The 23462-nt window shown below is 54.3% G+C and carries 22 protein-coding genes; 10 read left to right on the top strand and 12 right to left on the bottom strand.

Annotated elements, in window-relative coordinates; translation table 11 throughout:
* Window positions 1-5 precede the first annotated feature (5 nt).
* Window positions 6-647, top strand: a complete 642-nt coding sequence (locus tag A3841_RS19635; RefSeq protein WP_073855155.1) for a carbonic anhydrase — start codon at window positions 6-8, stop codon at window positions 645-647.
* Window positions 648-717: 70 nt separating this feature from the next.
* Here the strand turns inward: A3841_RS19635 and A3841_RS19630 are convergent, their stop codons facing one another.
* Both A3841_RS19630 and A3841_RS19625 read right to left on the bottom strand, forming a co-directional pair.
* Window positions 718-1326 (bottom strand): porin family protein, encoded by a 609-nt coding sequence (locus tag A3841_RS19630; protein WP_073855248.1) that lies wholly within the window; start codon window positions 1324-1326, stop codon window positions 718-720.
* Between the two features lie 216 nt (window positions 1327-1542).
* Window positions 1543-2526 carry an SWFGD domain-containing protein gene (locus A3841_RS19625; protein WP_073855153.1) on the bottom strand — a complete coding sequence of 328 codons (984 nt, stop codon included), beginning with the start codon at window positions 2524-2526 and terminating at the stop codon, window positions 1543-1545.
* A gap of 568 nt (window positions 2527-3094) precedes the next feature.
* Between A3841_RS19625 and A3841_RS19620 the strand changes: the two genes are divergently transcribed.
* Window positions 3095-3496: an Ig-like domain-containing protein gene (locus tag A3841_RS19620; protein WP_073855151.1), complete on the top strand. Its 402-nt coding sequence runs from the start codon at window positions 3095-3097 to the stop codon at window positions 3494-3496.
* A 76-nt stretch (window positions 3497-3572) separates the two neighbouring features.
* On the opposite strand, the gene A3841_RS19615 is transcribed toward A3841_RS19620, so the two are convergent.
* Window positions 3573-6017, bottom strand: coding sequence for a type IA DNA topoisomerase (locus A3841_RS19615; RefSeq protein WP_073855149.1), 2445 nt, complete (start codon window positions 6015-6017; stop codon window positions 3573-3575).
* Window positions 6018-6321: 304 nt separating this feature from the next.
* Between A3841_RS19615 and A3841_RS19610 the strand changes: the two genes are divergently transcribed.
* The 4 genes from A3841_RS19610 to A3841_RS19595 all read left to right on the top strand — a co-directional run bounded on the left by A3841_RS19610 (window position 6322) and on the right by A3841_RS19595 (window position 8928).
* The gene (locus A3841_RS19610; protein ID WP_073855147.1) at window positions 6322-7146 is read left to right on the top strand and encodes a metallophosphoesterase family protein; all 825 of its coding nucleotides are present in this window, start codon (window positions 6322-6324) and stop codon (window positions 7144-7146) included.
* 2 nt (window positions 7147-7148) lie between these two features.
* Complete coding sequence (locus tag A3841_RS19605; RefSeq protein ID WP_073855145.1) at window positions 7149-7748, top strand: hypothetical protein; 600 nt, start codon at window positions 7149-7151, stop codon at window positions 7746-7748.
* 41 nt (window positions 7749-7789) lie between these two features.
* On the top strand, window positions 7790-8011 hold the full coding sequence (locus tag A3841_RS19600; RefSeq protein ID WP_073855143.1) for a DUF2905 domain-containing protein: 222 nt from the start codon (window positions 7790-7792) through the stop codon (window positions 8009-8011).
* Between the two features lie 152 nt (window positions 8012-8163).
* Window positions 8164-8928 carry a YdcF family protein gene (locus tag A3841_RS19595; RefSeq protein WP_073855141.1) on the top strand — a complete coding sequence of 255 codons (765 nt, stop codon included), beginning with the start codon at window positions 8164-8166 and terminating at the stop codon, window positions 8926-8928.
* Window positions 8929-9433: 505 nt separating this feature from the next.
* Here the strand turns inward: A3841_RS19595 and A3841_RS19590 are convergent.
* Window positions 9434-10798, bottom strand: coding sequence for an NAD-dependent succinate-semialdehyde dehydrogenase (locus A3841_RS19590; protein WP_073855139.1), 1365 nt, complete (start codon window positions 10796-10798; stop codon window positions 9434-9436).
* A gap of 236 nt (window positions 10799-11034) precedes the next feature.
* Here A3841_RS19590 and A3841_RS19585 point away from each other — a divergent pair, with 236 nt between their 5' ends.
* Window positions 11035-11553: a rhodanese-like domain-containing protein gene (locus A3841_RS19585; protein ID WP_073855137.1), complete on the top strand. Its 519-nt coding sequence runs from the start codon at window positions 11035-11037 to the stop codon at window positions 11551-11553.
* Entirely contained in the window at window positions 11540-12148 is a 609-nt protein-coding gene (locus tag A3841_RS19580) for a TIGR04282 family arsenosugar biosynthesis glycosyltransferase (protein WP_073855135.1), read from the top strand. The genes A3841_RS19585 and A3841_RS19580 overlap by 14 nt, the downstream gene beginning before the upstream one ends.
* A 613-nt stretch (window positions 12149-12761) precedes the next feature.
* Here A3841_RS19580 and A3841_RS19575 read toward each other — a convergent pair.
* A complete protein-coding gene (locus tag A3841_RS19575) occupies window positions 12762-13982 on the bottom strand; it encodes a L,D-transpeptidase family protein (protein WP_083610457.1) in 1221 nt (406 codons plus the stop codon).
* Between the two features lie 71 nt (window positions 13983-14053).
* Between A3841_RS19575 and A3841_RS19570 the strand changes: the two genes are divergently transcribed.
* On the top strand, window positions 14054-14743 hold the full coding sequence (locus A3841_RS19570) for a DUF2461 domain-containing protein (protein WP_073855131.1): 690 nt from the start codon (window positions 14054-14056) through the stop codon (window positions 14741-14743).
* 39 nt (window positions 14744-14782) lie between these two features.
* Here the strand turns inward: A3841_RS19570 and A3841_RS19565 are convergent, their stop codons facing one another.
* The 4 genes from A3841_RS19565 to A3841_RS19550 form a co-directional block, all read right to left on the bottom strand.
* On the bottom strand, window positions 14783-16132 hold the full coding sequence (locus A3841_RS19565) for a GntP family permease (RefSeq protein ID WP_073855129.1): 1350 nt from the start codon (window positions 16130-16132) through the stop codon (window positions 14783-14785).
* On the bottom strand, window positions 16072-17649 hold the full coding sequence (locus A3841_RS19560) for a S41 family peptidase (protein ID WP_073855127.1): 1578 nt from the start codon (window positions 17647-17649) through the stop codon (window positions 16072-16074). The genes A3841_RS19565 and A3841_RS19560 overlap by 61 nt, the downstream gene beginning before the upstream one ends.
* 153 nt (window positions 17650-17802) lie before the next feature.
* Window positions 17803-19140: a glycosyltransferase 87 family protein gene (locus A3841_RS19555; protein ID WP_073855125.1), complete on the bottom strand. Its 1338-nt coding sequence runs from the start codon at window positions 19138-19140 to the stop codon at window positions 17803-17805.
* Between the two features lie 59 nt (window positions 19141-19199).
* Window positions 19200-19901 (bottom strand): glycosyltransferase family 2 protein, encoded by a 702-nt coding sequence (locus A3841_RS19550; RefSeq protein ID WP_073855123.1) that lies wholly within the window; start codon window positions 19899-19901, stop codon window positions 19200-19202.
* Between the two features lie 158 nt (window positions 19902-20059).
* Between A3841_RS19550 and A3841_RS19545 the strand changes: the two genes are divergently transcribed.
* Entirely contained in the window at window positions 20060-20551 is a 492-nt protein-coding gene (locus A3841_RS19545) for a peroxiredoxin (protein ID WP_073855246.1), read from the top strand.
* Between the two features lie 112 nt (window positions 20552-20663).
* Here A3841_RS19545 and A3841_RS19540 read toward each other — a convergent pair whose 3' ends face one another.
* The 3 genes from A3841_RS19540 to A3841_RS19530 form a co-directional block, all read right to left on the bottom strand.
* Complete coding sequence (locus A3841_RS19540; RefSeq protein WP_073855121.1) at window positions 20664-21242, bottom strand: hypothetical protein; 579 nt, start codon at window positions 21240-21242, stop codon at window positions 20664-20666.
* A gap of 276 nt (window positions 21243-21518) precedes the next feature.
* Complete coding sequence (locus tag A3841_RS19535; RefSeq protein ID WP_235861517.1) at window positions 21519-21779, bottom strand: hypothetical protein; 261 nt, start codon at window positions 21777-21779, stop codon at window positions 21519-21521.
* A gap of 248 nt (window positions 21780-22027) precedes the next feature.
* Complete coding sequence (locus tag A3841_RS19530) at window positions 22028-23410, bottom strand: neutral/alkaline non-lysosomal ceramidase N-terminal domain-containing protein (RefSeq protein WP_073855119.1); 1383 nt, start codon at window positions 23408-23410, stop codon at window positions 22028-22030.
* Window positions 23411-23462: the final 52 nt, after the last annotated feature.

Here is a 23462-nt window from a genome sequence, read left to right as displayed (position 1 = left end):
ACTTTATGGAGAAGATATTTGCGAACAATAAGAAATGGGTTGCCAACAAGTTGGCCGAGGATGGCGATTTCTTTATGAAGCTTGCCAATGGCCAGAAGCCGCGCTACCTCTACATTGGCTGCTCCGATAGCCGTGTGCCCGTGAACGAGATTACCGGCACGGGCCCGGGCGAAATATTTGTGCACCGCAACATCGCCAACATGGTCGTGCACTCGGATATAAACATGCTGTCCGTGCTGCAGTACGCGGTGGAGGTGCTGAAGGTGAAAGACGTGATCGTGTGCGGCCACTACGGTTGTGGCGGTGTGGCTGCGGCGGCCTGTAACAAGCAGTTTGGGCTAATGGACAACTGGCTGCGCAATATAAAGGACGTAATACGCCTGCACGAGCAGGAACTGATGGACATTAAGGATGAGGAGCAGCGCCAACGCCGCCTGGTGGAACTCAACATCATCGAACAGGTGCATAACCTGTCGAAAACGTCGATTATCCAGAACGCCAGGATTAGTAAGGAGGCTCCAAGGCTGTGGGGGTTGGTGTATGATATCCGGGATGGCCTGTTACGCGACCTGAAAGTAGCGGCAAAGGATTTTCAGCAGTATGACCACATCTACTGCGTAACCGGCAAAGTAACCACTACTACCTAAGTGCCTTTTGTTTAGGCTTGGTTGATAAGCGCCTCCCATAGGTAAGGGAGGCGCTTTACTTTTATACTTCTTAGAAGCCCGGCACGTAGCTCAGGGTCAGCTGGAAGGAGGAGTTGCGGCGCTCACGCCCTTCATAGGCACCCTCGTCGTCTATATTCTTCAGGCCGCCATTGTAGCGCAGGCCCAGCCCGATGCCGCTCGGCGCCCGGTAGCCAAGTCCGGCCGCGTAGCCGAAGTCAATAGGGTAAGGATCATCCGTGATATCGGTCTCGGTGGTGGTTGTGGTGTTAGCCCTGCTCACCTCCCGGATGCGCTTGGCCTTCAGCAGGAACGATGCCTGCGGGCCCAGCTCAAAAAACAAGCCGCTCACCTGCAGGTGCAGCAGCACCGGTATATCCAGGTAGTTCAGGCGCAGGCGGTCCTCGGTCTCTACGTCACTGGTGTTAAACGTATACTTGGAGCCTTTGGAAGTATAGAGCACCTCCGTTTGAATGCCGATCAGCTCGTTAAAGCCGTGGCGGGCCGTAATGCCGGCTGTGTAGCCCGGGCGGTAATCATAGTTTTCGGCGTGCTCGCCCCGGAGGGTGCCAAGGTTCAGGCCGGCCTTCACGCCCATGGTCTGGGCGCTGGCTGCTCCTGCCAATAGGGAAAAGCCTATGCCGAGGATAAATTTCTTCATGATAAAGTATAAATTAAAAGCTTTTAAATAGCGGCTAAGGCTATACTGGATCGCCCTGCTGCCCGCAAAAGTATAAAAAGCTTTGAATATAGCCAGCTTAAAATGCAAAAAGCCCCGCTACAGCTGTAGCGGGGCTTTTGTGTGGCGCTTTTGCCACTATCTTTCAGGAAGGCTCACCGACGGTAGCCGCTGGAAAGCGGCCGCCTCTCCGTGTGCCTACCACTCATAATCTCTTCGCGAAGATGATCCGTAAGAGTAGGGAGGTCCGCTATAGGTGTTTCCGTATCCAGACGAGCTCCCATACCGGTTGCCCGTGTTATAGTCGCGGTCTCTGTCGCGGTCGCGCATCTCGTCCATTCTTCTGCGGCGCTCCGCCTCCTCATCCCCGAACCAAGATCTTACCTCGTCGCCGGCGCGGTCGAAGAAGCCTCTGTCCTCGTCACGGTCCCTGTCGTGGCTGGAGGTGTAGCGGTCTCTGTCGTAGCTGCTGCTGCCATAGCCTGATGAGCCGTAGCCAGAGGTGCCCCGGCCTGTTGAGCCATAGTTACTGGTGGTATAGCCAGTGCCGTAGGTGCCGCTTCCGTAGCCTGTAGACCCGCTGCCACTGCCGTAATTGCTGCTGCCGTAGTTTCCGCTGTAGCTAGAGCCACTGCTGTACGTAGAGCCTGGGCTGTAAGACGAGCCGGAACCATAGGAAGAGCTTGGGCTGTAAGACGAGCCGGAGCCATAGCCCGACGAGCGGCCATAGTTAGAGGAGCCATAGTTGCTGCTGCCCCAACGATCGCTGTCGTGATCGCGCATTTCGTCTCTTCTTCTGCGGCGCTCTGCGTCATCATCGCCAAACCATGACTTTACTTCGTCTTTGGAACGGTCCCAGGTGTCGCGGTTGCCGCTGCGGTTGCGGTCATGGTCTGAGTTGTAGCCTGAAGAGCCGTAGCCATAGTTGGATGAGCCGGTGCCGGCAGAGCGGCCATACGATGATGTATTGCCGTAGCCTGAGCTGGAATAGGCGTCTGTGCCTGAGCCCAGATCAGATGATCTGCGGCTGCCGTAGCCACTGTTCGAGCTGTCGTATCCAGTGCGGCGGCTGCGGTTTGTCATGTCGTAATCGTTCGAGTAATAGTTTCTGGCAGATCCTCTTGACTGGGACCTGTCATTGTCATTGAACGGGTTGTAACCCGAGTTCTCATAGCTTCTCATAGGTTTTATTCGTTTTAATTTAAAGATGTTGAATACATGCCAAAGCAAGTGCCGGAAGCAGAAGCATCAGATACTAAATGCTTTCGACGTATTTTTCTACGGCGAGCAGGATGATATGTTATATTATCGCCTGTTTTCATCGCCTCAGGCATCTTTACCCTCCATCAAGCAATCACATCAATCCAATCCTTTACTTCAGTAACGCGCCAACGAGGCAGAGGCGGTGCAATTTCCTGTAAGTATGGACTTATAAGTATAAAGCATTATTGGTATTTTATAAATTGTATTTATACTATGTTTAACGCTGTTTAGAATATGCTCCATATTTTGTTGTTGCTTGTAACTATGTGTGAATGAAGGGTTGCTGTGTAGATTTAGCTGGCTTTTATTGTACTGGATTTGTTTGTTGAATTGTGATTTTTTATAGTAAAGGGTTAGGTTTATTGTTTCGACTTATATAATTTTGTGGCGTGTTGGTTTGAGGTGGCAGCGGTAATGGTTGGCTTAGGAGTACAATTTATACTGCAGATTACCCGATAGCTGCACCATACTTTTAGTCATATTACCTATGAAACTTAAAACTTTGCTCGCCTCCATGGTCGCTGTTGTCACTTTTACAGCCTGTGAGGATATCTTTGAGGGGGGAAGCCTGCAGCCAGATGGTTCTACGCCAAGCTTAACCATCAACAACCCCGGTAAAAACCAAGCCATTACGGCCGCAGGCGGGCTGCGCGTAAACATCACAGCCGTTGACAAAGACAACGTAGAGAACCTGAACTTTACGCTGAGAGGTGAGACGGCCGAGAAGGCGGTCCTGAACTTCAGCATGCAACCAGGCAAGCGCGTGGTGGAGTTTGATACCACCGTTAATGTGAGTGGCATCGCGCCGGGCACCTACAAGCTTGTTGTAGCGGCCACCGATAAGCGCACGAACCTGAGCACCAAAGAGGTAACGGTTAACGTAAAGTAATTGCGATTATTCTTTTCCTGATAAAAAGGCGGCCACGAGCAATCGTGGCCGCCTTTTTTGATGTTAGCGGGTCCGGTTAAAACTGGAACACTACCTGCCACTGCTCGTTCAGCGCCAGCGAGGCATCAAACGGCTCCCCGGTTTTCTGAGAGATAAAGCCCTTGATCTTCGGTGTTTTGCCTTTCAGCAACAGCGCCGCGATCTGCTTTTCCGACAGTTGTTTGCCGCCCATCTCGAAGGGTACTACAAACTGGCAACCCTCCCGGAACCGGCTGCAGCCATAGGCAGCCTTACCCTTCAGCAGCTTGCCCTGCTGGCAGCGCGGGCACTGGGCAAACGGGTCTTTGGCTTCCGCTTTCTCCACCAACTCTAGTTGCAACTGGTTATGGGCGTCCAGCTTCAGGATAGCGTCAAAGCTTTCGCCCTGCGCGTTCTTGAAACCTTTGATGGCAGGTGTCTTTCCTTTGCTGAGCAGGGCCTGTACCTGCTTCTCAGTAAGCTCTTTGCCGTGCTGCTCGATCGGAATCAGAAAGCGGCAGCCCTCTTTGAAGCGGATGCAGCCATAGGCTTTGGAACCTTTCAGGATGTGGCCTTCGTGGCAGGCAGGGCAGGAACCGAGTCCTTTGGTGGGGGCGGCTTCTTTCTTTTCAGCTGGTTTTATACTTGTCTTTTTACTTTTAGCAGCGATGGATTTCTCTTCCTGCTGCGGCTCCAGCGTGACAGTGGCGCGGTCATACTTTACCTCCTGCACCAGGTTGGTCACAAACTCCTGCAGCTCTCTCAGGAAAGCCTCGGCCTTAAACTCGCCGCCCTCGATCTGGCGCAACTTGCGCTCCCACTGCCCGGTCATCTCTGCTGATTTGAGCGTTTCGTTCTTGATCACGCCGATCAGGTCGATGCCCATCTGCGTAGGGATGATCTTCTTTTTGTCCTTGCGGATGTACTGGCGCTTGAAGAGGGTTTCGATGATGGCGGCACGGGTGGAGGGGCGGCCGATGCCGTTCTCCTTCAGTGCCTCCTTCAGCTCCTCGTCGTCCACCTGCCGGCCGGCCGTTTCCATGGCGCGCAGCAGGGTAGCCTCGGTATACTCCTTGGGCGGGTTGGTCATTTTCTTTTCCAGCAACGGCTCGTGCGGCCCATGCTCGCCCTGCTCAAAGTGCGGCAGCACCCCGGCTGTTTCCTCTTCCTCCTTACCCTCTTTTCCGGCAGGTGCGTCCGATGATTTTACCTCCTCAGCCCCGTACAGCACGCGCCAGCCCGGATCGAGAATCTGCTTACCGCGCACCCGGAATGAATAGCCCGCTGACTCAGCCAGCACGGTAGTATTGCTCACGGTACAATCCGGGTAAAAAGCAGCAATGAAACGGCGCGTGATGATGTCGTACACATCGGCCTCGCGGCCATACAGATTGCCGGCCGCATCGCCGGTCGGGATGATGGCGTGGTGGTCGGTCACTTTGTTGTTGTTGAAGACCTTTTTGGTCTTTCGGATCTTGCTCTGCAGCAGCGGCGCCACCTCCTGCCTGTAGTTGCTCAACCCACCTAAGATGCCCGGAATTTTGGGATAAATATCGTCGGGGAGGAAGGTGGTGTCTACGCGGGGGTAGGAGACCACTTTTTTCTCGTAGAGGCTCTGCACCGTCTTCAGCGTCTCGTCGGCCGACATGCCGTGCTTGTTGTTGCACTCGATCTGCAGCGAGGTCAGGTCAAAAAGTTTGGGCGGTGCTTCGGTACCTTTCTTGATCTCCACATCGGTGATGGTGAGCTCATCCTGCCGGATGGCCTCCATGATCTTCTGCGCCTCCTCCTCTTTTTGAAAGCGGCCGTTGGTGCTGGCAAAAGTGGTGTCGCGGTATAGGGTTTTGAGCTCCCAGTAGGGTTGGGGCACAAAGTTGGCGATCTCGTGGTGGCGGTTCACGATCATGGCCAGCGTGGGCGTTTGCACCCGGCCGATGGACAGGGTCTGGCGGCCGCCGTTGGCATACTTTAGCGTGAACAGGCGCGTGGCGTTCAGGCCCAGCAGCCAGTCGCCGATGGCACGGCTCTTGCCAGCCTGGTAGAGGGAATCAAACTCGGAGCCGTCCTTCAGCTTGGCAAAGCCCTGGCGGATGGCGTCCTCCGTGAGCGAGGAGATCCAGAGCCGTTTGAACGGTTTGCTATACTTGGCCTCGGTCAGCACCCAGCGCTGGATCACTTCGCCTTCCTGACCGGCATCCCCGCAGTTGATCACCTCCTCGGCATTGTTGAGGAGTTGCTTTATTATGTTAAACTGCTTCTTCACGCCCGCATCGTTCATCAGCTTGATGCCATACTTGTCGGGCAGCATGGGCAGGTCGTAGAGGCTCCAGCGCTTCCACTCGGGGCGGTAGTCGTCGGGCTCGCGCAGGGTGCAGAAGTGGCCGAAGGTCCAGGTTACCTGGTAGCCATTGCCCTCAAAGTAGCCGTCTTTCCTGGTCCTGGCGCCAAGCACCTGGGCAATCTCTCGGGCTACGCTCGGTTTCTCAGCAATGCAGACTTTCAAGCTGTTAAGAGTTTAGTGTGATGTTCATCAGACTCCAAATTTAGCGTTTTTATGCCGCATCTGCGAATTAAACACGGGCTTATATCGCTGTTGAATAAAGTATGAAAGTTGAAACATTAACTACGCCGGCCGGTTAGAAAGACACAATTTGATGATAGGCCAAATAGCAGTGAGCATATAAGTATACTTTTATAGTTATATGCAGACGGTTCAGGGTATAGCTATACAGGAAACTGTTTAACTGCTAAACCATAAGTAACCGATACCTGTAAAACCCAATGAAGAACGACTACACCACAGTAACATGCATGCTCTAAAAAAATGGCATAGCCGCGGCTTCCTGGCTGCGGGTATCTTATCGCTGGCCCTGCTCAACCAGGCCTGCGAGGAATTTGAATACAGCCCCTACGAGATCAGGCTGGAAGAAGATGAGAAGAACATCAACGGCCGCAACATCGAGCGGATAAACGCCCTGAACATTTCCCCTTCCGATACGCTGCGCTTTATACTTACCGCTGATGCCCAGGGCTTTTATGAGGAGAACGAGAAACTGGTGGCCCACATTAACCGGCGCGACGATACTGACTTCGTAGTGATTGGAGGCGACCTGACGGACTTCGGCCTGACGAAGGAGTTCCGGCTCGTGCATCAGGACTTTAAGACGCTGAAGATGCCTTACGTGGCGGTGGTGGGCAACCACGACGCCATCAACAACGGCAAGCAGGTGTTTACGGCCATGTACGGCGATTACGATACCAGCTTTGCGGTGGGGAATTCCAGATTCATACTTCTGAACACCAACTACCTGGAGTTTGACCAGCAGGTGCCCGACCTGGATTGGCTGGAGGCGGAGCTGCAGGCTGCTCAGGCGTATGAAAACATCTTTGTGATCTCGCACATTCCGCCCACCAACAAGGAGTTTGGAGAGGAGAACGGAGTGCGCTACGGGCAGCTGATGAACCAGTACAACGTTACCTACTCGCTGCACGGGCACAACCACAGCTACAAGCACCATTTTCCGTTTGGGGAGCAGGTGCCGGTGCTGGAGACAGCTGCCACTGAGAAACTGGAGTACATCGTCTTCACCGTGATCGGGAAAGAGGTGACTTTTGAGCGTGTTATAATCTAATCATGAAGCCAAGACTACTCATCCTTATACTTTGCCTCCTCAGCCTGCCCTTTTATACGTTGGCGCAGCAGGACAGCACTGCCATCCGCAAGTGGTACGCACCAGACGCCCTAACGCTGCAGTTTGCCGGCAACGTGGGCATGTTTGCCTTCGGTCCCAACTACAGTTTTGCGCAGGATAAAGTGAACGCCGAGCTGCTCTACGGCTTTGTGCCGAAGTTTGACGCCGAAGAAGTGCTGCACCTGCTCACCATTCGGGGCATCTACAAACCAATTAAAAGAGTGGAGCTAAATGAGAAGTATAAACTCACGCCCCTGCGCCTGAACCTGGGCCTGAGCTATTACTTCCGCGACCAGTTCTCCACCTCCTGGGACAGCTCGTACCCCAAAAACTACTACTGGTGGACCAGCAGCCTGCGTGTAACCGGCGGCCTGGGAGCCGAGCTGCACCGCCCGATCCAGGGCAGCAAAAGTATAAAGCAACTCACGCTATATGGGGAAGTAGGCACTTATGACTTGATCGTGACCTCGGCTGTGAAAGACCCCACGCTCACCGCCTGGGATATCATGAGTTTTGCCATCGGTGTGCGGGCGGGTTTTTAGCTGATAAAGTTCGAAGCATAAAGTATAAAACAGGAAATCAGATGCAGCCGATCGGGAAAACCATTGTTATACTTGGAGTTATACTGGTGGTAGTGGGGCTGGTGGTATGGCTGGCCGGCGACAAATTCAGCTGGTTCGGTCACCTGCCCGGCGACATCCGGGTGGAGAAGAAGAACATGCGCTTCTACGCGCCCATCATGAGTATGCTCCTGCTCAGCATCCTGCTCTCGCTGGTGTTGTGGCTATTCCGCAAGTTCTTTTAGGGGGATGCAGCGGTTTTATACTTTGGCCATACTTTCCTAACTTGCCGCCGTCAAAGTATAAGCCCCCGATGAAAGTCAAGCTCCACAAAGACCTTTACGCTTTGCTGGCCATGGTGCTGGTGTTCCTGCTGCTTTGGCTTTTGTTCTGAGCCATGTTTTTTATACTTTCCAAAACCCTCGATTTCCTGCTGATGCCCCTGGTATGGGTGCTGCTATTGCTGTTCCTGGCTGTCTTTCTAAAGTCTGTTAAGTGGCGCCGTGTTAGCCTGATCAGTGCGCTGGCGATGCTGCTGTTTTTCAGCAATCCCTTTTTCAGCAACCTGGCCTGGCGCGCCTGGGAGGCAAGGCCGGTGCCGGTGAGCGACGTGGGCAAGTATGATGTGGCCGTCGTGCTGACGGGTGTGACTTCCTTTAAGCCCGATATCGTAGACCGCGTGCACACCAACAAAGGAGCCGACCGCTTTTTGCACACGCTGCAGCTCTACCGCCTGGGCAAGGTGGATAAGATTCTGATCACGGGCGGCAAAGGCTTTCTGCTGGACGAGATGCCGCCGGAGGCAGAGCAGCTGCGGCAGGTCATGCTGCTAGCCGGTGTGCCGGATAAAGATATCATCGTAGAGACTGGGGCCGTAAATACCCGCGAGAATGCCGTGTACGCCGCCCAGGTACTGGCGCAGCACCCCAGCTGGAAAAAAATACTCCTGGTAACATCCGCCTTCCACATGCGCCGCTCCGAGGGCTGCTTCCGTAAAGTAGGCGTAACCTTCGACAGCTACCCCACCGATTTCTACTCCTCCGAGCCGGTCTTTACGCCGGATTATACTGTTATTCCCAGCGCCGTCGCTTTCGAGGGCTGGCATCACCTCATCCACGAGATGGCCGGGTATGTAGTATATAAGGTCTTGGGGTATTGTTAATTGCTTTTACTTGCGAAGCTGATCCCCTCACTGGCGCAAGCGTCCACTTGTGTCTTTTTATACTTTAGCCATACTTCCCTAGCTACTGCTTTTCTGCAGAGCAAGTATAGACTGTTCCCTTGGATGGGACTATGGGTGTGTTTATACTTTGACTATGCAACTCATACTTTAGAACTAGCAGTAACAGATTCCCCTCCTTGGATAAGGAGGGGCAGGGGTGGTTGGATTTCGAAGCTCTTAGTCTGGGCCTCACTCACCTCCCTTCCCACAAGATCCTTTCAGGATGACAGCAGAAGGACAAGTATCTTTTCCTTCTCAGGAGAGGTGGTTGAACCCGGTGCTGCATAAAACTCCCTCCCCTGTTTTGGGGGTAGGGGCCCTCGACAAAAGGGGAGGGCCGGGGTGGGGTGATACAGGCGGACCAGGAGGTCCGGAACAGCAGCGTAAACGGAGCCTGTACTGCAAGTCGAACAACCATCAACGAATAACGATCAACGAAAAAGTGTCACGCCACCCAGATACTTTTCTGGTTCACGAACTCGCGGATGCCCAGGTAAGAGAGCTCGCGGCCGTAACCGGATTTTTTGATTCCGCCGAAAGGCATCTCCGGAGAAGAGGCCACCATAGCGTTCACAAACATAGCACCGGTTTCTACTTTGCGGGCCACGCGCAGGCCACACTCCCTGTCCTGCGTCCAGACGGCACCGCCCAGGCCAAAGCGGGAGTCGTTGGCTACTTTTATGGCCTCTTCCTCGTCTTTCACCACCATCACGGCGGCCACCGGACCAAACATCTCCTCTTCATAAGCAGGCATGCCGGGCTTTACGTTCTTCAAAATCATCGGCTTAAAGTAGGCGCTGTCTTTGCCCTCACGGCCGCCGTCCAGCACCACCTCAGCGCCCTGCTTCACCGACTCCTGCACCTGCTTCTCCAGGTCCTCAGCCAGGTCCACGCGTGCCAGCGGGCCGAAGTCGATCTCGTCCTGCAGCGGGTCACCGGTCTTCAGTTTCTCCATTTTGGTCTTAAACTTTTGCAGAAAGGCATCGGCTATACTTTCCACCACGATAAAGCGCTTGGCGGCAATGCAGCTCTGGCCTGTGTTCACCATTCTCGATTTTACCGCAGTTTCAGAAGCCTGCTCCAGGTCGGCGTCCTCCAGCACTATAAAAGCGTCGCTGCCGCCCAGCTCCAGCACCGTTTTCTTTATTTCCTGTCCGGCTTTTTGAGCCACATGCGATCCCGCGCCCTCGCTTCCGGTTAAGGTAACCGCCTTTACGTGCGGATGCTCGATTACCGCATTCACTTCCTTAGATCCGATCAGCAAGGTCTGGAAAACATCCTCTGGAAAGCCGGCCTTGCGCACGATTTCCTCGATGGCCAGGCCACACTGCGGCACGTTGGACGCATGCTTCAGCAGCCCCACATTGCCGGCCATCAGGGCCGGGGCCAGAAAACGGTACGCCTGCCAAAACGGAAAGTTCCAGGGCATTACGGCCAGCACCACGCCCAGCGGCTCAAAGGCGATCAGGCTGCGCTCGGCCTTGGTTTCTATTTCCTCGTCAGCCAGAAAATCGGCGGCGTTATCGGCGTAGTAGCGGCAGGCCAGGGCGCACTTTTTCACCTCGGCTATGCCATCCTTCAGCGGCTTGCCCATCTCCAGCGAAATGATGCGGCCATACTTCTCCGCCTCGCTTTCCAGTATCTCGGCCTGCCGGTTCATGTGCCTGGCGCGCTCCTCAAAGCTTACGTCGCGCCAGCTCCGGAACGCTTTTTCAGCCGCCTCAATTTTCTGCTTTACTTCTGCTGATGTATGCGGGGTAAAGGATTTCACCACTTCGCCGGTAGCTGGGTTTACTGTTTGTATGGCCATAGTTTTATCTTTGTCGTGTTGGGATGTAAATATACGCAACAAGCTGCGCCTAGGCTGAGGCGGCCTTGCTTATACTTTGGTTGCGCTTTAGAAACAAATTCAGGTGGGATTGGGTTTTAAGAAAGATTTACTAGTATATTTTTGATTTTAGAAAACACAACTGAAACCTCAAGGCTGCCAGGCAGTAAGGGGAGTAGCACACATTAGATTCCTATATACCTATATTGACGATCACTTTGAAAAAATTACTGTTGTTTAGCGCCTTTTGTTGGCTTACGTTGCTGCAGGCCTGTGGGCAGGCCACGGACATGTCTTACGCGCTGATGCTGGAGGGGCTTTATAAAGAGACGGTGCCAACCATTGAGTCTGTTCAGTTGAAAACCATAATGGCCTCTGAAACCGAGAAGCCGCTGCTCCTCGATACGCGCCAGCAGGAGGAGTACGACGTTAGCCACCTGGCCGGCGCCCGCTTCCTGGGCTATGAGACGTTTCAGGTAGAGCAGCTGCAGGAGGTGCCAAAGGATGCCCCTATTGTGCTTTACTGCTCGGTGGGCTACCGCAGCGAGCGGGTGGGGGAGCAGCTGAAAGCGGCCGGCTATACCAACGTGCGCCACCTGTACGGGGGCTTGTTTGAGTGGGTGAACCAGGGACTTCCGGTGTATGACAGCAAAGGAAAAACAAACAGAGTGCACGCCTACTCCAGAACATGGGGTGTCTGGCTGCAGAAAGGGGAGAAAGTATATGGGAAAGAATAATCTACTGCTGCTATTTGTGCGCAACCCGGAGCTGGGCAAGGTGAAAACCCGGCTGGCTGCCTCCGTTGGGCCTGAAACGGCGCTGGAAGTATACATTCACCTGCTGCAGCACACCAGGCAGGTAACGCAGGCGCTACCCATGGATAAACTGGTGTACTATGTCGGCGGAGTGAATAAGGATGATATCTGGCCGAATGCTATTTACCAGAAGCGGGAGCAGGTAGACGGGGACCTGGGCCAGCGCATGCAGGCTGCTTTTGCCGCCGCTTACCTGGAGGGGTATACTTCGGTGGTGATCATCGGGAGCGATTGCCTGCAGCTCACGCCGGAGATCATCCTGAAAGCTTACGAAGAGCTGGAGACCCATGATGTGGTGGTGGGTCCGGCGCTGGACGGTGGCTATTACCTGATCGGGATGAACTGCCTGTACCCGCAGCTTTTCCAGAACAAGCAGTGGAGCACCGCGCACGTTTTCCCGGAAACCATCCAGGACCTGCAGCGCCTGAAGCTATCGTACGCCCTGCTGCCCCGCCTCTCCGACGTGGACCAGGTGGAGGATCTGGATGAGGAACTGCTGCGCGATTTCGGGCTGTAGTTTATACTTTGCGGGCATCAAACCTCGCTGTTCCGGACATGCTTGTACGGAACCTTCCTGCTGCGGATTTGTGAACTGCATTAGCCATACTTTATACTTGTACTTCATGGTGCAAGTCTTCAGACTTGTATCCTAACTATGGCGTCGGTTCTATGACCCGACTGGCTTGAAAAGCCATACTTGCATGAGCCATACTTGCTACTTTTCCTGGCGCAAGCGTCCGCTTGTGTCTTCCATAGCCGCTGTTTCCTGTTACTTGATATAAGCTATACCCACCGCTTATTTGTCATCTCGACCTTCGGGAGAGATATCTATAAATTCCAGATAGATCTCTCATTTCATTCGAGATGACAGTGAGAGTGAAAAGTATAAATCCTCTCCTGGAAGGGGCCAAGTTTGGGATTATACTTTGTAGGGACAGGTCGTGACCTGTCCGGGCGAGATAGGCTACTATGAAACTTATACTTTATACTTCAACAGGGGCAATTGCAGGTTCCCATCTCGGGAGCTAGGGCAGTTCGAACCTGTTTATGGAATCATTACACCCCAGCCATACTTCCCATGCTGTAAAGTATAACTCTCAAACTCCTAAACTCTCTAACTCCCCAACTCCCTACAGCCCCAGCAAAGCGTCGTAGCCGTATACGTCATCCCTGAAATGTACCTCCAGCTGCTCATCAACCCAGGAGGTAAAGTATATAATGTGCAGCGGCACGGGCTTCTTTACGCGCACGTAGTGGTTGGGCCTGCCTTGCTCCCAAATCTTCCTCACCCCCTCCGGAGTATAGCCGGAGCCGCGCTCGAGCAGGTAATACGCCAGTTCCACCGGTTTCTCCAGCCGGACGCAGCCGTGGCTGAAGGCGCGATTCGGGTAGTTGAAAAGCTGCTTGGCCTGCGTGTCGTGGAGGTATTGGGGCAGGCGGTTCGGGAACGGGAATTTCACCACCCCCAGCTCGTTATCAGAGCCGTTAAGCTGTATGACGCGGTAATTGAAGTTAGCTGCCGTTATTCGTTTCCAGTCCACCTCCCAGGGGTTTATGCGCACCCAACCGCTGCCGTCGGATTGCTCCAGCACCATGTTCTTTTTGGCTAGGTAGCCCGGGTTTCGCCTTAGAATGGGCACGATCTCCTTGACTGCAATGGACGTAGGCACCTGCCAGTATGGGCTCAGCACCACCATGTCGAGTCGCGAGTGGATCGGGTACGTTTTCACGACAGGCTTCCCCACGATCACGCGCATTTGCAGGATGGTTCTGCCGCTGTCCACCACCTGCATTACAAACTCTGGCAAATTGATGATGGCGTAAGGCTCCTGCTCGCTGGTGAACACAGAATCGTAGCGGGTGAGGTTGATGCGCAGCTGCTCCAGCCGCTTGTCGGGCAGCACGTTGAGGGCAGCCACCGTGTTAGGTCCAATCACTCCGTCGGCAGCCAGGCCGTGGCGCCTCTGAAAGTGCCGCACGGCCGTGCTTATTCCTGAAGTATAAAGAAAGGCACCGGAGGCCGAGTCAAGGGGCAAATCGCCGGTCAGCAGGAGGTTGTCCTGCAGCAGCGCAACGAGCGGGTTGCTGTCGCCGGGGCGGAGCAGGAGGGTGTCGGGGAAAGTATGCCAGCAGCCAGACTTGGCAATGGCCTCGTACTGCAGCAGGGCCTGCTCCATCCTCTCCTTGCTGTAAGGCCTGTAGGGTTGCAGCTGCTCCTGCGCGCGCACCTCCGTCAGTAAGAAAAAGAACAACAAGAGTATGTAGCTTGAGCGGCGCATGTGGAACTGTATAGTAGCTATTAAAGTATACGAAGCGGGACTACCGTCCGGCATGGCTTGCCTCTTTTTCATTTCCGACTAAGGTAGTAGCTTTGCACACCGTAAAAAATGACATTTGTCGCCGCTGATCTATTCACACACCTATGGCATCCTCCATTGATAAGAGCACACTGCGTTTCCTGGCTGACCTGGCCGACAACAATACCCGCGAGTGGTTTACCGACAACAAGTCCCGCTACGAACAGGCGCGCCAGAACTACATCGGCTTTCTGAATGAGCTGTTGCAGGAGATGCAGCAGTTTGAACCCGCCGCCCGGGGCCAGCAAGGCAAGGACCTGGTGTTCCGCATTTACCGCGATGTGCGCTTCTCGAAGGACAAGCGGCCGTACAAGGATCATTTCGGCGCCTATGTGGCGGAAGGAGGGCGCAAATCCATACTTCCGGGCTACTACCTGCACCTGGCAGGCGGCAACAGGTCTTTTTTAGCGGGTGGATTATGGTTCCCTCCGGCGCCGGAACTGAAGGCGGTGCGGCAGGAGATAGACTATAACCTGGAGGAGTTCAGGGCGCTGGTGGAGTCGGAGGAGTTCAGGGAGAAGTTTGGCGCTATTGAGGGCGAGCAGCTGAAAACCACGCCCAAGGGTTACGACAAAGATAATCCTGCCATCCATTACCTGCGCTTTAAGAGCTGGAACGCCGTAATGCCGCTTCCTGATGAGATCGTGCTAGGCCCGGATTTCCTGCAGGTGGTGCTGGATGGGTTCCAATCCCTGAAGCCGCTAAACGATTTCCTGGCCCACCCAATCAGGGATCTGGGGGAAGCGGAAGTATAGCCCGTGCCATAACTATACTTTATCGACCCGGGCACCCTCCTAAAGGATCATACTTAGCAGCAGCACCATCCCGAAACCAGTCAGCGCGATCAGGGTTGTCATGACGCTCCAGGAGCGGAGGGTCTGGCGCTCAGTCAGGCCAAAGTATCTGCTCACCAGCCAGAAGCCGCTGTCGTTTACGTGCGAGAGTATACTTGCCCCGGACGCAATAGCGATCACCACCAGGGCGCGGTGCATGTCGCTAAAGGCTGCACCCTCCAGAAAAGCGGCCGTCATGCCGGCTGCCGTGATCATGGCCACCGTGGAGGATCCCTGCAGGATACGAATGGCCGCAGCCGTCAGGAAGGCGAAGAAGAAGGCGGAGAGACCGTAGCTTGTCATCACCTCGGCCAGCATTTTGCCGGCCCCTGTTTCAGTGAGGATCTGCTTGAACACCCCGCCCGCACCGGTTATAAGGATGATCAGTCCGGCCGGACCAAGGGAGCTGGAGGTAATGGCGAGCAGTTCCTGCCGGCTGAAGCCGCGCTTCACGCCCAGCAGGTACCAGGCCAGCAGGTTGGCCAGGATAAGGGCCACAAACGGATGCCCCAGCATTTTGATCCAGCTTTTGACTCCTTCAGAGAGCGGTAAGGCGGCTCCTAGGGGACTGTCCAGGTAGGTGTTCATCAGGATGAGCAGCAGGGGAAGGCCCAGCAGGCCCAGGATCATGGCAGGAGACGGGAGCTTTTGCGGCGTGGCCTCTGCCTCTATAAAAGAAGCAGGCGTTTCGATATGGATCCTTTTGGCGATGAAACTGGCGAAAAGCGGGCCGCCCACAATGGTGGCAGGGATACCCGCCATAAAGCCCGCCGCGATCACCATGCCCAGGTCGGCACCCAGTATGTCGGCTACGGCCACGGGGCCGGGGGTGGGCGGGATGAAAGCATGCGTAACGGCCAGGCCGGCAAGCAGCGGTATGCCGTAAAACAGCAGCGAGCGGCCTGTCTTTTTCTGCAGGGCATACACCACCGGCACCAGGATCACGAAGGCCACATCAAAGAAAACCGGAATACTCACCAGAAACCCGGTAGCCGCCAGTGCCCAGGAAGCGCGTTTCTCGCCTGTCTTCCGAAGTATAAAACCTGCCAGCGACTGCACCCCGCCCGAGCTCTCCAGGATAGCGCCGAACATGGCCCCGAGGCCTACCACCACCGCAATAAACCCCAGCGTACTGCCCATGCCCTTCTGTATGTTCAGGATGATATCCATGGGTGGCATGCCCGCCAGCAAACCCACCGCAATACTGGCAATGAGCAGCGAGAGGAAGGCCTGTAGCCTGAAGTATAAAATCAGTAAGAGCAGCAGCGCAATACCAGCAACAACGGCAAGCAGCAGGGTGTAGTCGAACATTTTATACTTTGTTTCCGGGGTGGGGGAGGGGTTTGTTTATTTCTTGAAAGCTTCAAAGCTAGTTCGATGGCCTCGTCTCCTTTTCGGAGGCCATAGTATAAACTTCTTAGAAACTCTTCCTCATCTTTAGGGTATCCCAACTCTATATGAGGAGCCACTCCGTCCCCTTCAAGGTGCTGACCCAAACTGTTTTCATAAATTTCATTTGACAGGTATAACGTCCAGCCATTTGGCAGCTTCTTCTCGAGTGCGTCAGAAAGTATGCCCATGGTGCTAGAGCCAATTCTGGTAATCTGACTGACTGCCATGGAGCCAAGGACAAGAGTTTCAGGTGCGCTCGAAGTCTGGTGGCTTGTTAAAAGAGATATAGGTTTGGTATATTTATGCTGAGATGGCTGTAGCGTAATCTTCTGTTCTTTGGTGAAGCCATTAACAGTTTTGGCCCGCTTACTGAATAGATGAGTCTCTTCGTTAAGGAAACGCTTCAATACTTCCATTGAGACGACATCATAGCCTCCCAAATTAAAGCGTAGGTCTAAAATAACCCCTCTCGTATCTCTAAAATCCTGTATAATGGAGTCAAGCAAGGTGCTGATTCCCTTTACCTCGTCTTGCTGATAATTAGGGTTTGAGTCAGACTGCTCCAGGTAGGAGAATAAGTAATCATAACCTGTAAGGGAATCAGGTATGTTGTAATCAGCAAAGAAGAGCATGTTGTTTAGCTGAATATATCCGACATTCCTTTTAATGATTCCCCAGCTAAGTAATCCATCGCCATTCATGTCTTTGCCAAACGTTTTTGGCTTCTTCACATAGTGGCGGAGCAGTTTCCTCTTCACCTCCCCAACCTCAATAGCTTCTACTTCTGCTGTACTATCCTTGTTTGGTTGTCGGTGGCTTTCATATTGCTGCATTACCTCATCTGGTGCCCTAACAGTAGTATGTTCATCTCCAAGTTTGTCTGTTATCTCTCTAAGGAGGAAAAATAATTCTTCATCTGTCGTTTGCTCCGATATCTTACCACTGTATGTCTCATAAACCTGCTGCCAGTCCATTCCTCGTTTGTAGAAAAAAGGGTAGTTCTCCTCAAGTGTATGCCAGAATACATCGAAATTGAATCTTGGATTTCTAAGCGCTACTGAATCGGTGCCAATAAAGGAAAGGGGTAAATTCGCGATACGCCTCAGTGTATATTTTGTGATGCCTAAGGTGCGTATCATTGAGTCCGGTGTTATAAGCTCAAACTTTCCAAGTCTGTCTATATGCTCTCTCCTGAGTGTAAACTTCAGTGTACAGGAGATTTTGGTATGGTCATAAACCTTTACTTCGGTATCTGAAATCTCGAGAATTCTCCCGTACCCATTCATCAACCAGATCCCATTAAGTGAAGGATTAAGACCGTCAGTGGAGTACGCCGGGCTTACCAATATGAATGATAGGATTAGGCTAATAAATACCCTGCATTTTAAGCTTGCTGCAAATTTTTTATATATCCATGGGCTGCTCAGGCTCTTCATCTAATTATGGTTTAGGAGAATCTCTTGATAGTTCACTGTTGAATTCTACTAATTAAAATTGTTGAGTAGGAGTATAACTCCGTTCAACCCATCGAACTTAAGCATCCAAACAGAGCACAAGTCCTTCTAAATATAAGTAATTCTGTTTATACTTTACCCATTCAAATTAGCATGGCTGCGACGCTGGCGGTAGAGGTACACCTCGGCGGCGAGCCACAGGATCACCAGGCCGTACTCCAGCATTAGCAGCAGGGTGTCCTCGCGGTGAGCGGGGGTGCGGTAGGCAGCGTAGGAAAGTATGGCAAGTCCGCTCCAGGCGACAGCAAAGCGGAAGTGGCTCATGGCGGTAAGGGCCAGCAGTGTGGTGAGGTACCAGGGATGCACGGTGGTGGAGAGCAGCAGGTAGACTGTGAGGGCAGCGCCCATGTAACCGGCCAGCCGCCTCACGGAGCCCAGCTTTTTAACCGAGGCCATACTTAGTATCACCACCAGCGTGACCAGCGAGAGCAGTGGCCCAAGTATGAAAATAGCGTTGTAGCCCACCAGCTGAAAGCCCAGCCAGCGCAGCAGGTAGTAGATACTGGCGTTGAACTCGAACCTGGTCAGGTACAGGTCCAGGCTCTGGAGGATGTTGTGGAGCACCTGCTGGTTTACCAGCGGCGCGAACTGAGCCACCACCGTTATCAGCACCACCGTACCGTAGAGTATAAACCGGCGCATGCCCAGCTTGCTGACTAGGAAGGGCAGGAACATGAGCGGCAGCAGCTTGGTGCCAATGGCAAGCCCGAACGCAAAGCCCGACCACACCAGGCGGTGGTAAAACAGCTGGTAGAGCGCCAGCAGCAGGAAAAAGATCATCAGCGCCTCGAAGTGCAGGTTGCCCACCAGCTCCAGGATCACCAGCGGGTTGAGGGCGTAGAGCAGCACATACTTCTCGGGGAGGCCCATTTTGCGGAGCAGGCGCCAGAGCAGCAGTATACTTCCCGCCTCGGCCAGCAAAAGTATAAGCCGCATCACCACCACACTGCCGGTTATACTTTGCGGCGAGAGCTGCACGGCCAGCCAGAACACCGCCTGCGACACCGGCGGGTACACGCTGTAATACGCCTGCGAGTTGAGCTGCGCGAACAGCTCCGGCGTGATGCCTGGCACCTGTGGCGCCTCCGGCTGCATCAGGAACTGGGGCAAGTATAGGTATGGATTTACTCCGGCCGCCAGCAGCCGCCCGTCCCACACAAACCTGAAAAAGTCATCGGAGAGGGCGGGGGTAGCCAGCAGGAAAATGAGCCGGAAAAGCAGGGCCGCCGCCAGGCCGTGCCGCAGGCTGAAGCGCTGGTTCAGTACGAACAGGTAAGCGACAAACACCACCGCGTAGAGCAGGAGCAGCTGCGTAAAGTTGGTGCGGGGCGTGGCATAAGCCAGGGCTGCATAAGCCGCTGCCGAAACAGCCAGGGCTGCGTAGCTAAGTAGGTTGCTTTTTGCAGGTGCCATACTTGGGGGAGCTTATGCTGCTTTGTTCATCATGATTCTACCCAATACGCAAACTTTATTTACAGGTATTTAAATATAGTCAGGATGATCTTATATCCTGCCATCACGGTGCCTTTCAGCGTGCCCGATACTTTGGATACGCCGATGCGCCTGCGGTACGAGACGGGCAGCTCAGTATATCTTATTCTCTGTTTGGCAGCCTTGGCCTGCATCTCCACCGTCCAGCCATAGTTGCGGTCGCGCATGCCCAGGGCCAGCAGCGTGTCCAGCCGGATGGCGCGGAAGGGACCCAGGTCGGTGAAGCGGGCGCCGTAAAGCAGGCGCAGCAGGGTGGTGGCAAGCCAGTTGCCGAAGAGCTGCTGCGGCATCATCGATCCGCGCTCCCGCTGCCCCAGCGCCCTCGACCCGATCACCATATCGGCCTGCCCCTGCACAATGGGCTGCACCAGCTGCACCATCTCCTCCGGGTAGTCCGAGTAGTCGCCGTCCAGAAACACCAGGATGTCGGGCCTGGTTTCGGCGGGCTTGGCGGCCGCGTAGGCGATGCCCTTCAGGCAGGCGTTGCCGTAGCCGGGGTTTGGCTCGTGCAGCACGATGGCCCCTGCGGCGGCGGCTACCTCGGCGGTGCGGTCTGTGGAGTTGTTGTTCACTACAATCACTTCGTCCACAAACCCTGCGGGGATGTCCTGCACCACGTGCGCAATGGAGCTCTCCTCGTTGTAGGCCGGTATAATGACGTTGATGCGGGGCTTAGATAACATACGTAAGGCAAAGATGTCCAAAATCCTTCACACCTCATTCTGATGCCTATACTTATTAATATGCCTTTTCTTTGAAGTTGTGGCTTATGCGGCACTACCTTTGCATCAAACTTTTTGCCTGTGAGCAGGTTAGACACTTAATAAAGAATACAATAAGTATGAAAGAGGAAGCCATAAAGGTTGGAGACAAGGCACCCGATTTTGAGCTTGAACGCCAGGATGGGGGGCTTTTCCGCCTGTATGATCTGATTGGAAAGAAAAGCGTGGTGCTATACTTTTACCCGAAGGACAGCACGCCCGGCTGCACCAAGCAGGCCTGCGAGTTCCGCGACCAGTACGAGGTGTTCAAGGAGCATGGCGCGGAGGTGGTGGGCATCAGCTCAGACAGCGTGGAGTCGCACCAGAAGTTCGAGGAGGCCTACAAGCTACCGTTCCTGCTGCTAAGCGACAAGGGCGGCCAGATCCGGAAACTGTTTGGGGTGCCGCGCAAACTGGGCCTGTTGCCGGGCCGGGTTACCTACATCATCGACCAGGAGGGCGTGGTGCGCTACGTGTTCAACTCCATGACCAAGCCGCTGGAGCACGTGAGCACGGCCCTGGAAGTATTAAACGAGATCAACAGCAAAGAGAAACACTTCAAAACAGCCTAGTTAGTTTAAAAAGAAACATAAAAGGGGCCGCCGGATGTACTTCCGGCGGCCCCTTTTATACTTATAGCCCTGGAATGGCTGATTTATACGTTGCTGCCTTGCTTCAGGCCGGTTACTTGGCGCGGTTAAACACCCCGATCAGTTCCAGCTTTTTGCCGTTGTTCATCTCCACGTACACAAAGCCCTCGTCCTTGGTAAAGTATACTGTCCTGGGCTCGTCTGCGGTAGTGGTGGTGCCGGCAAATACATAGGCCTCAGGATAGACCGTCTCCCCGACGGTTACTTCCTGGGTTACATCGCTGCTCTTTATTTCCCAGGCGCTTTTACTGCCCACGCCGATCTTCACGATCAGGGAGTCGGGTTTTTTGAGGATGTAGGTGCCCAGGTAAGGCTGCTTTCGTTCTTTGTCTTCAATAATGTTGGTTACCTGCGTGTTGCGCTGGTCTATGCAGTCGTCGGTGACGGAGAAGCCGTCGCCCGGCACGTTCTGGGCATAGATGCCGGTGCGCAGGTAGGTGAGGGTGTCGCCCTCCTCGTTGCGGAACAGGGCCGTGTCGCCGGTGCCGTAGACCAGCCACTGGCTGTCTTCAGCGGTGGGCTCGGTAATGCTGATCTCGCCGCAGTTTTCGCAGGAGGCCAGGGTGGCAGAGGCGAACATCAGGAGAAAGAAAGATTTAACGGTAGTCTTCATGCGGGTGTCAGATAGTAATTTGGGTTCGTAAGTTAAACAATAAAATTCGTTGTCTATCAGGCTGACCCCGTTTGGGTGGGTAAGGGTTGCATGGCCGCTGCGTTTTTTTAACCACGCACCTCCTCCCGCGGCAAGTAATAACCCTGTGGTAGGTCGGTTTGCCCAGGCAGGGAGGATGCGCAGTAAAAAAAGGACACAAAAAAGCCGGCACCCGGAAAACAAGTATACCTGGTTCCTGGGTGCCGGCTCTGCCCTGAGGCCAATCCTCCGGCGTGCCTACCTTTTTACGGGGATGGGCTGCGGTTTCAGCTTAGGTCGGAGGAGAAGCCAGGCCAAAGCGCCGGCGATGGTACCCGTAAAGAAGGTCATGCCCGCAATTAACCAACCATTCAGTCCGCGCTGTTGCGCATCAAAGTACACGTAGGCCAGAATCATGCCCAGCAGCACCACGTACAACCCAACCACCAAGAGGAAAATCATATTGGTCGCATCTATCATCATCAGTTCCATAACTCCATTTCTAAATTGTACACTCACGTGGGTATATCTGCCCCCGTTATACTTAGTTAAACAGGTTTGCCGGTTTTATGTTTATAATTTTAAAAAGAAAACTGTAGGATGGGGAAATAATTTAAGGGAACGCAATTGTACTGAGCCGGATTATGGGTCGGGTTAGGATAAGGCTTGGAAATTATATACTTTTTCCATTTCACTTGAGCGCGCCAGATACTTTTGCTGCGACACGCTCCGGCTGCTGGTGTTGGCAAGAACTGCTCCGGCTATACTTATTTCCTGAGCTGGTGCTGCTGTAGCTGGCGCAGCATGATCTCGGTAAGAAAGCTGCCGCCATAGGGGCCGAAGAAGTTCATGCTGCGGGTCTCGTATTCCTTCAGGTTGTAGTACTTATCCGGGGTGATGTAGCCGATGTAGCCGCCGTTGAAGCTCGTGACGATGGCCTGCTGCCCCTGCGCCAGGGCCTGCTGCCTGATCTGCGCCACAAACTCGCCGGAGTAGTCGGCCGGGGCGCCCAGAAACACCACATCGCCCACCTGCAGGCTGGTCACGTGGGCCGGATGCTCGCCGAAGATGCTGTTGAACAGGAACGGCGCCAGCCGCAGCCCCTTGCTGATGCGCCAGCTGGGCTCTGGCAGCTCCAGCGGCACACGGCCATAGCCCAACGTATAAACGTAGTCGGTTTCTACGTGCAGCAGCTCCTTGCGCAGCAGTTTGGCCAGCCGGTCGCCCACATTCTCAGTGCTCTCAAACGTATCGCCCTCAAAGTAGACGGTGCTCTGGCTGCCCACCGCACCCGCCGAGAACGAGGCGAAGCCCACGCGCTCCTCCAGCTCGTCCACCAGCACGCCCGGGTAGTCGCGGGAGAGGGTGGGATCATCGGAGGGAAGTATGGTGGCGTGCGCCGAGAAAACCGAAAGTATGGCCGTACTGCCGTCCTGCTGTTCAAACTTCAGGAAACGCAGCTCGGTGTCGCGGGTGGCATGGCGGTCGGCATAATAGGGGTTGTCCTCGTCGCCGAGCAAACGGTTTTTCACCAGGCTGGCGGCGCTGGTGCTGCCGTAGCCAATTTTAGTGGGCTGCAGGTGCTGACGGGCCAGTTTTATACTTTGCACGATCTGCCGCGCCAGCCGCTCCACCAGCTCCGCATCATACTTGCCCGACATCAGCTTTACGCCCAACTTCTTGCCCCATCCTCCAAAGCTGGTATGGCTGTGGGTGGCGGTCAGGTACACCTGTTCCGGTTTCAGGCCCAGTTCCGGGTATACTTTCTCCAGCTCCTGCAGCACCTGCATTGGCACGATGAGCAGATCCAGCGCCACGTAATAGGCTTCCGTCTTTCCGTTGCTGAAGGCAAACGTGCGCACCCAGGCCGAGTCGTGCACCTGCTCGTAGGCCATGCCCATGCGCTTGCCGTAGCCTGCCAGCGGCGTTCCTGCCGGCGGCGTAATGTTCACCTTCGCCCAGCCCACCTGCACCGTGTCGCCGTGGCTCACCATAGCCGGGGTTTCCTGCAGGTCGCTGATGGTTTCCTGGTAGTAGTCGGTTTGCTGGTAGGGGGTGCGGTCCAGCGGGCGCACCACGCAGGCCGTCAGCAGCAGCAGGAAGAGCAGCAAATACAGGTACTTGTAGCGTTCAGGGTTTTTCGGGTTCATCTCAGTCTGATAACAAAACAGCAAGTACCCAGAAGGGCACTTGCTGCGGCTG

It is taken from the genome of Pontibacter flavimaris (genome assembly GCF_001907195.1).
GTDB lineage: Bacteria > Bacteroidota > Bacteroidia > Cytophagales > Hymenobacteraceae > Pontibacter > Pontibacter flavimaris.
The sequence above is the reverse complement of the archived record's forward strand: the minus strand, read 5'-3'. Positions and strand labels throughout refer to the sequence as shown.

Excerpts from the sequence above, each read along its gene's own strand:
- A3841_RS19605 (WP_073855145.1), top strand. The coding sequence starts at position 7,149 with ATGAAGCCAAGACTACTCATCCTTATACTTTGCCTCCTCAGCCTGCCC.
- A3841_RS19580 (WP_073855135.1), top strand. The coding sequence starts at position 11,540 with ATGGGAAAGAATAATCTACTGCTGCTATTTGTGCGCAACCCGGAGCTG.
- A3841_RS19565 (WP_073855129.1), bottom strand. The coding sequence starts at position 16,132 with ATGTTCGACTACACCCTGCTGCTTGCCGTTGTTGCTGGTATTGCGCTG.
- A3841_RS19560 (WP_073855127.1), bottom strand. The coding sequence starts at position 17,649 with ATGAAGAGCCTGAGCAGCCCATGGATATATAAAAAATTTGCAGCAAGC.
- A3841_RS19540 (WP_073855121.1), bottom strand. The coding sequence starts at position 21,242 with ATGAAGACTACCGTTAAATCTTTCTTTCTCCTGATGTTCGCCTCTGCC.
- A3841_RS19595 (WP_073855141.1), top strand. The coding sequence starts at position 8,164 with ATGTTTTTTATACTTTCCAAAACCCTCGATTTCCTGCTGATGCCCCTG.
- A3841_RS19620 (WP_073855151.1), top strand. The coding sequence starts at position 3,095 with ATGAAACTTAAAACTTTGCTCGCCTCCATGGTCGCTGTTGTCACTTTT.
- A3841_RS19550 (WP_073855123.1), bottom strand. The coding sequence starts at position 19,901 with ATGTTATCTAAGCCCCGCATCAACGTCATTATACCGGCCTACAACGAG.
- A3841_RS19555 (WP_073855125.1), bottom strand. The coding sequence starts at position 19,140 with ATGGCACCTGCAAAAAGCAACCTACTTAGCTACGCAGCCCTGGCTGTT.
- A3841_RS19630 (WP_073855248.1), bottom strand. The coding sequence starts at position 1,326 with ATGAAGAAATTTATCCTCGGCATAGGCTTTTCCCTATTGGCAGGAGCA.
- A3841_RS19600 (WP_073855143.1), top strand. The coding sequence starts at position 7,790 with ATGCAGCCGATCGGGAAAACCATTGTTATACTTGGAGTTATACTGGTG.
- A3841_RS19625 (WP_073855153.1), bottom strand. The coding sequence starts at position 2,526 with ATGAGAAGCTATGAGAACTCGGGTTACAACCCGTTCAATGACAATGAC.
- A3841_RS19575 (WP_083610457.1), bottom strand. The coding sequence starts at position 13,982 with ATGAAAAAGAGGCAAGCCATGCCGGACGGTAGTCCCGCTTCGTATACT.
- A3841_RS19635 (WP_073855155.1), top strand. The coding sequence starts at position 6 with ATGGAGAAGATATTTGCGAACAATAAGAAATGGGTTGCCAACAAGTTG.
- A3841_RS19610 (WP_073855147.1), top strand. The coding sequence starts at position 6,322 with ATGCATGCTCTAAAAAAATGGCATAGCCGCGGCTTCCTGGCTGCGGGT.
- A3841_RS19570 (WP_073855131.1), top strand. The coding sequence starts at position 14,054 with ATGGCATCCTCCATTGATAAGAGCACACTGCGTTTCCTGGCTGACCTG.
- A3841_RS19545 (WP_073855246.1), top strand. The coding sequence starts at position 20,060 with ATGAAAGAGGAAGCCATAAAGGTTGGAGACAAGGCACCCGATTTTGAG.
- A3841_RS19530 (WP_073855119.1), bottom strand. The coding sequence starts at position 23,410 with ATGAACCCGAAAAACCCTGAACGCTACAAGTACCTGTATTTGCTGCTC.
- A3841_RS19590 (WP_073855139.1), bottom strand. The coding sequence starts at position 10,798 with ATGGCCATACAAACAGTAAACCCAGCTACCGGCGAAGTGGTGAAATCC.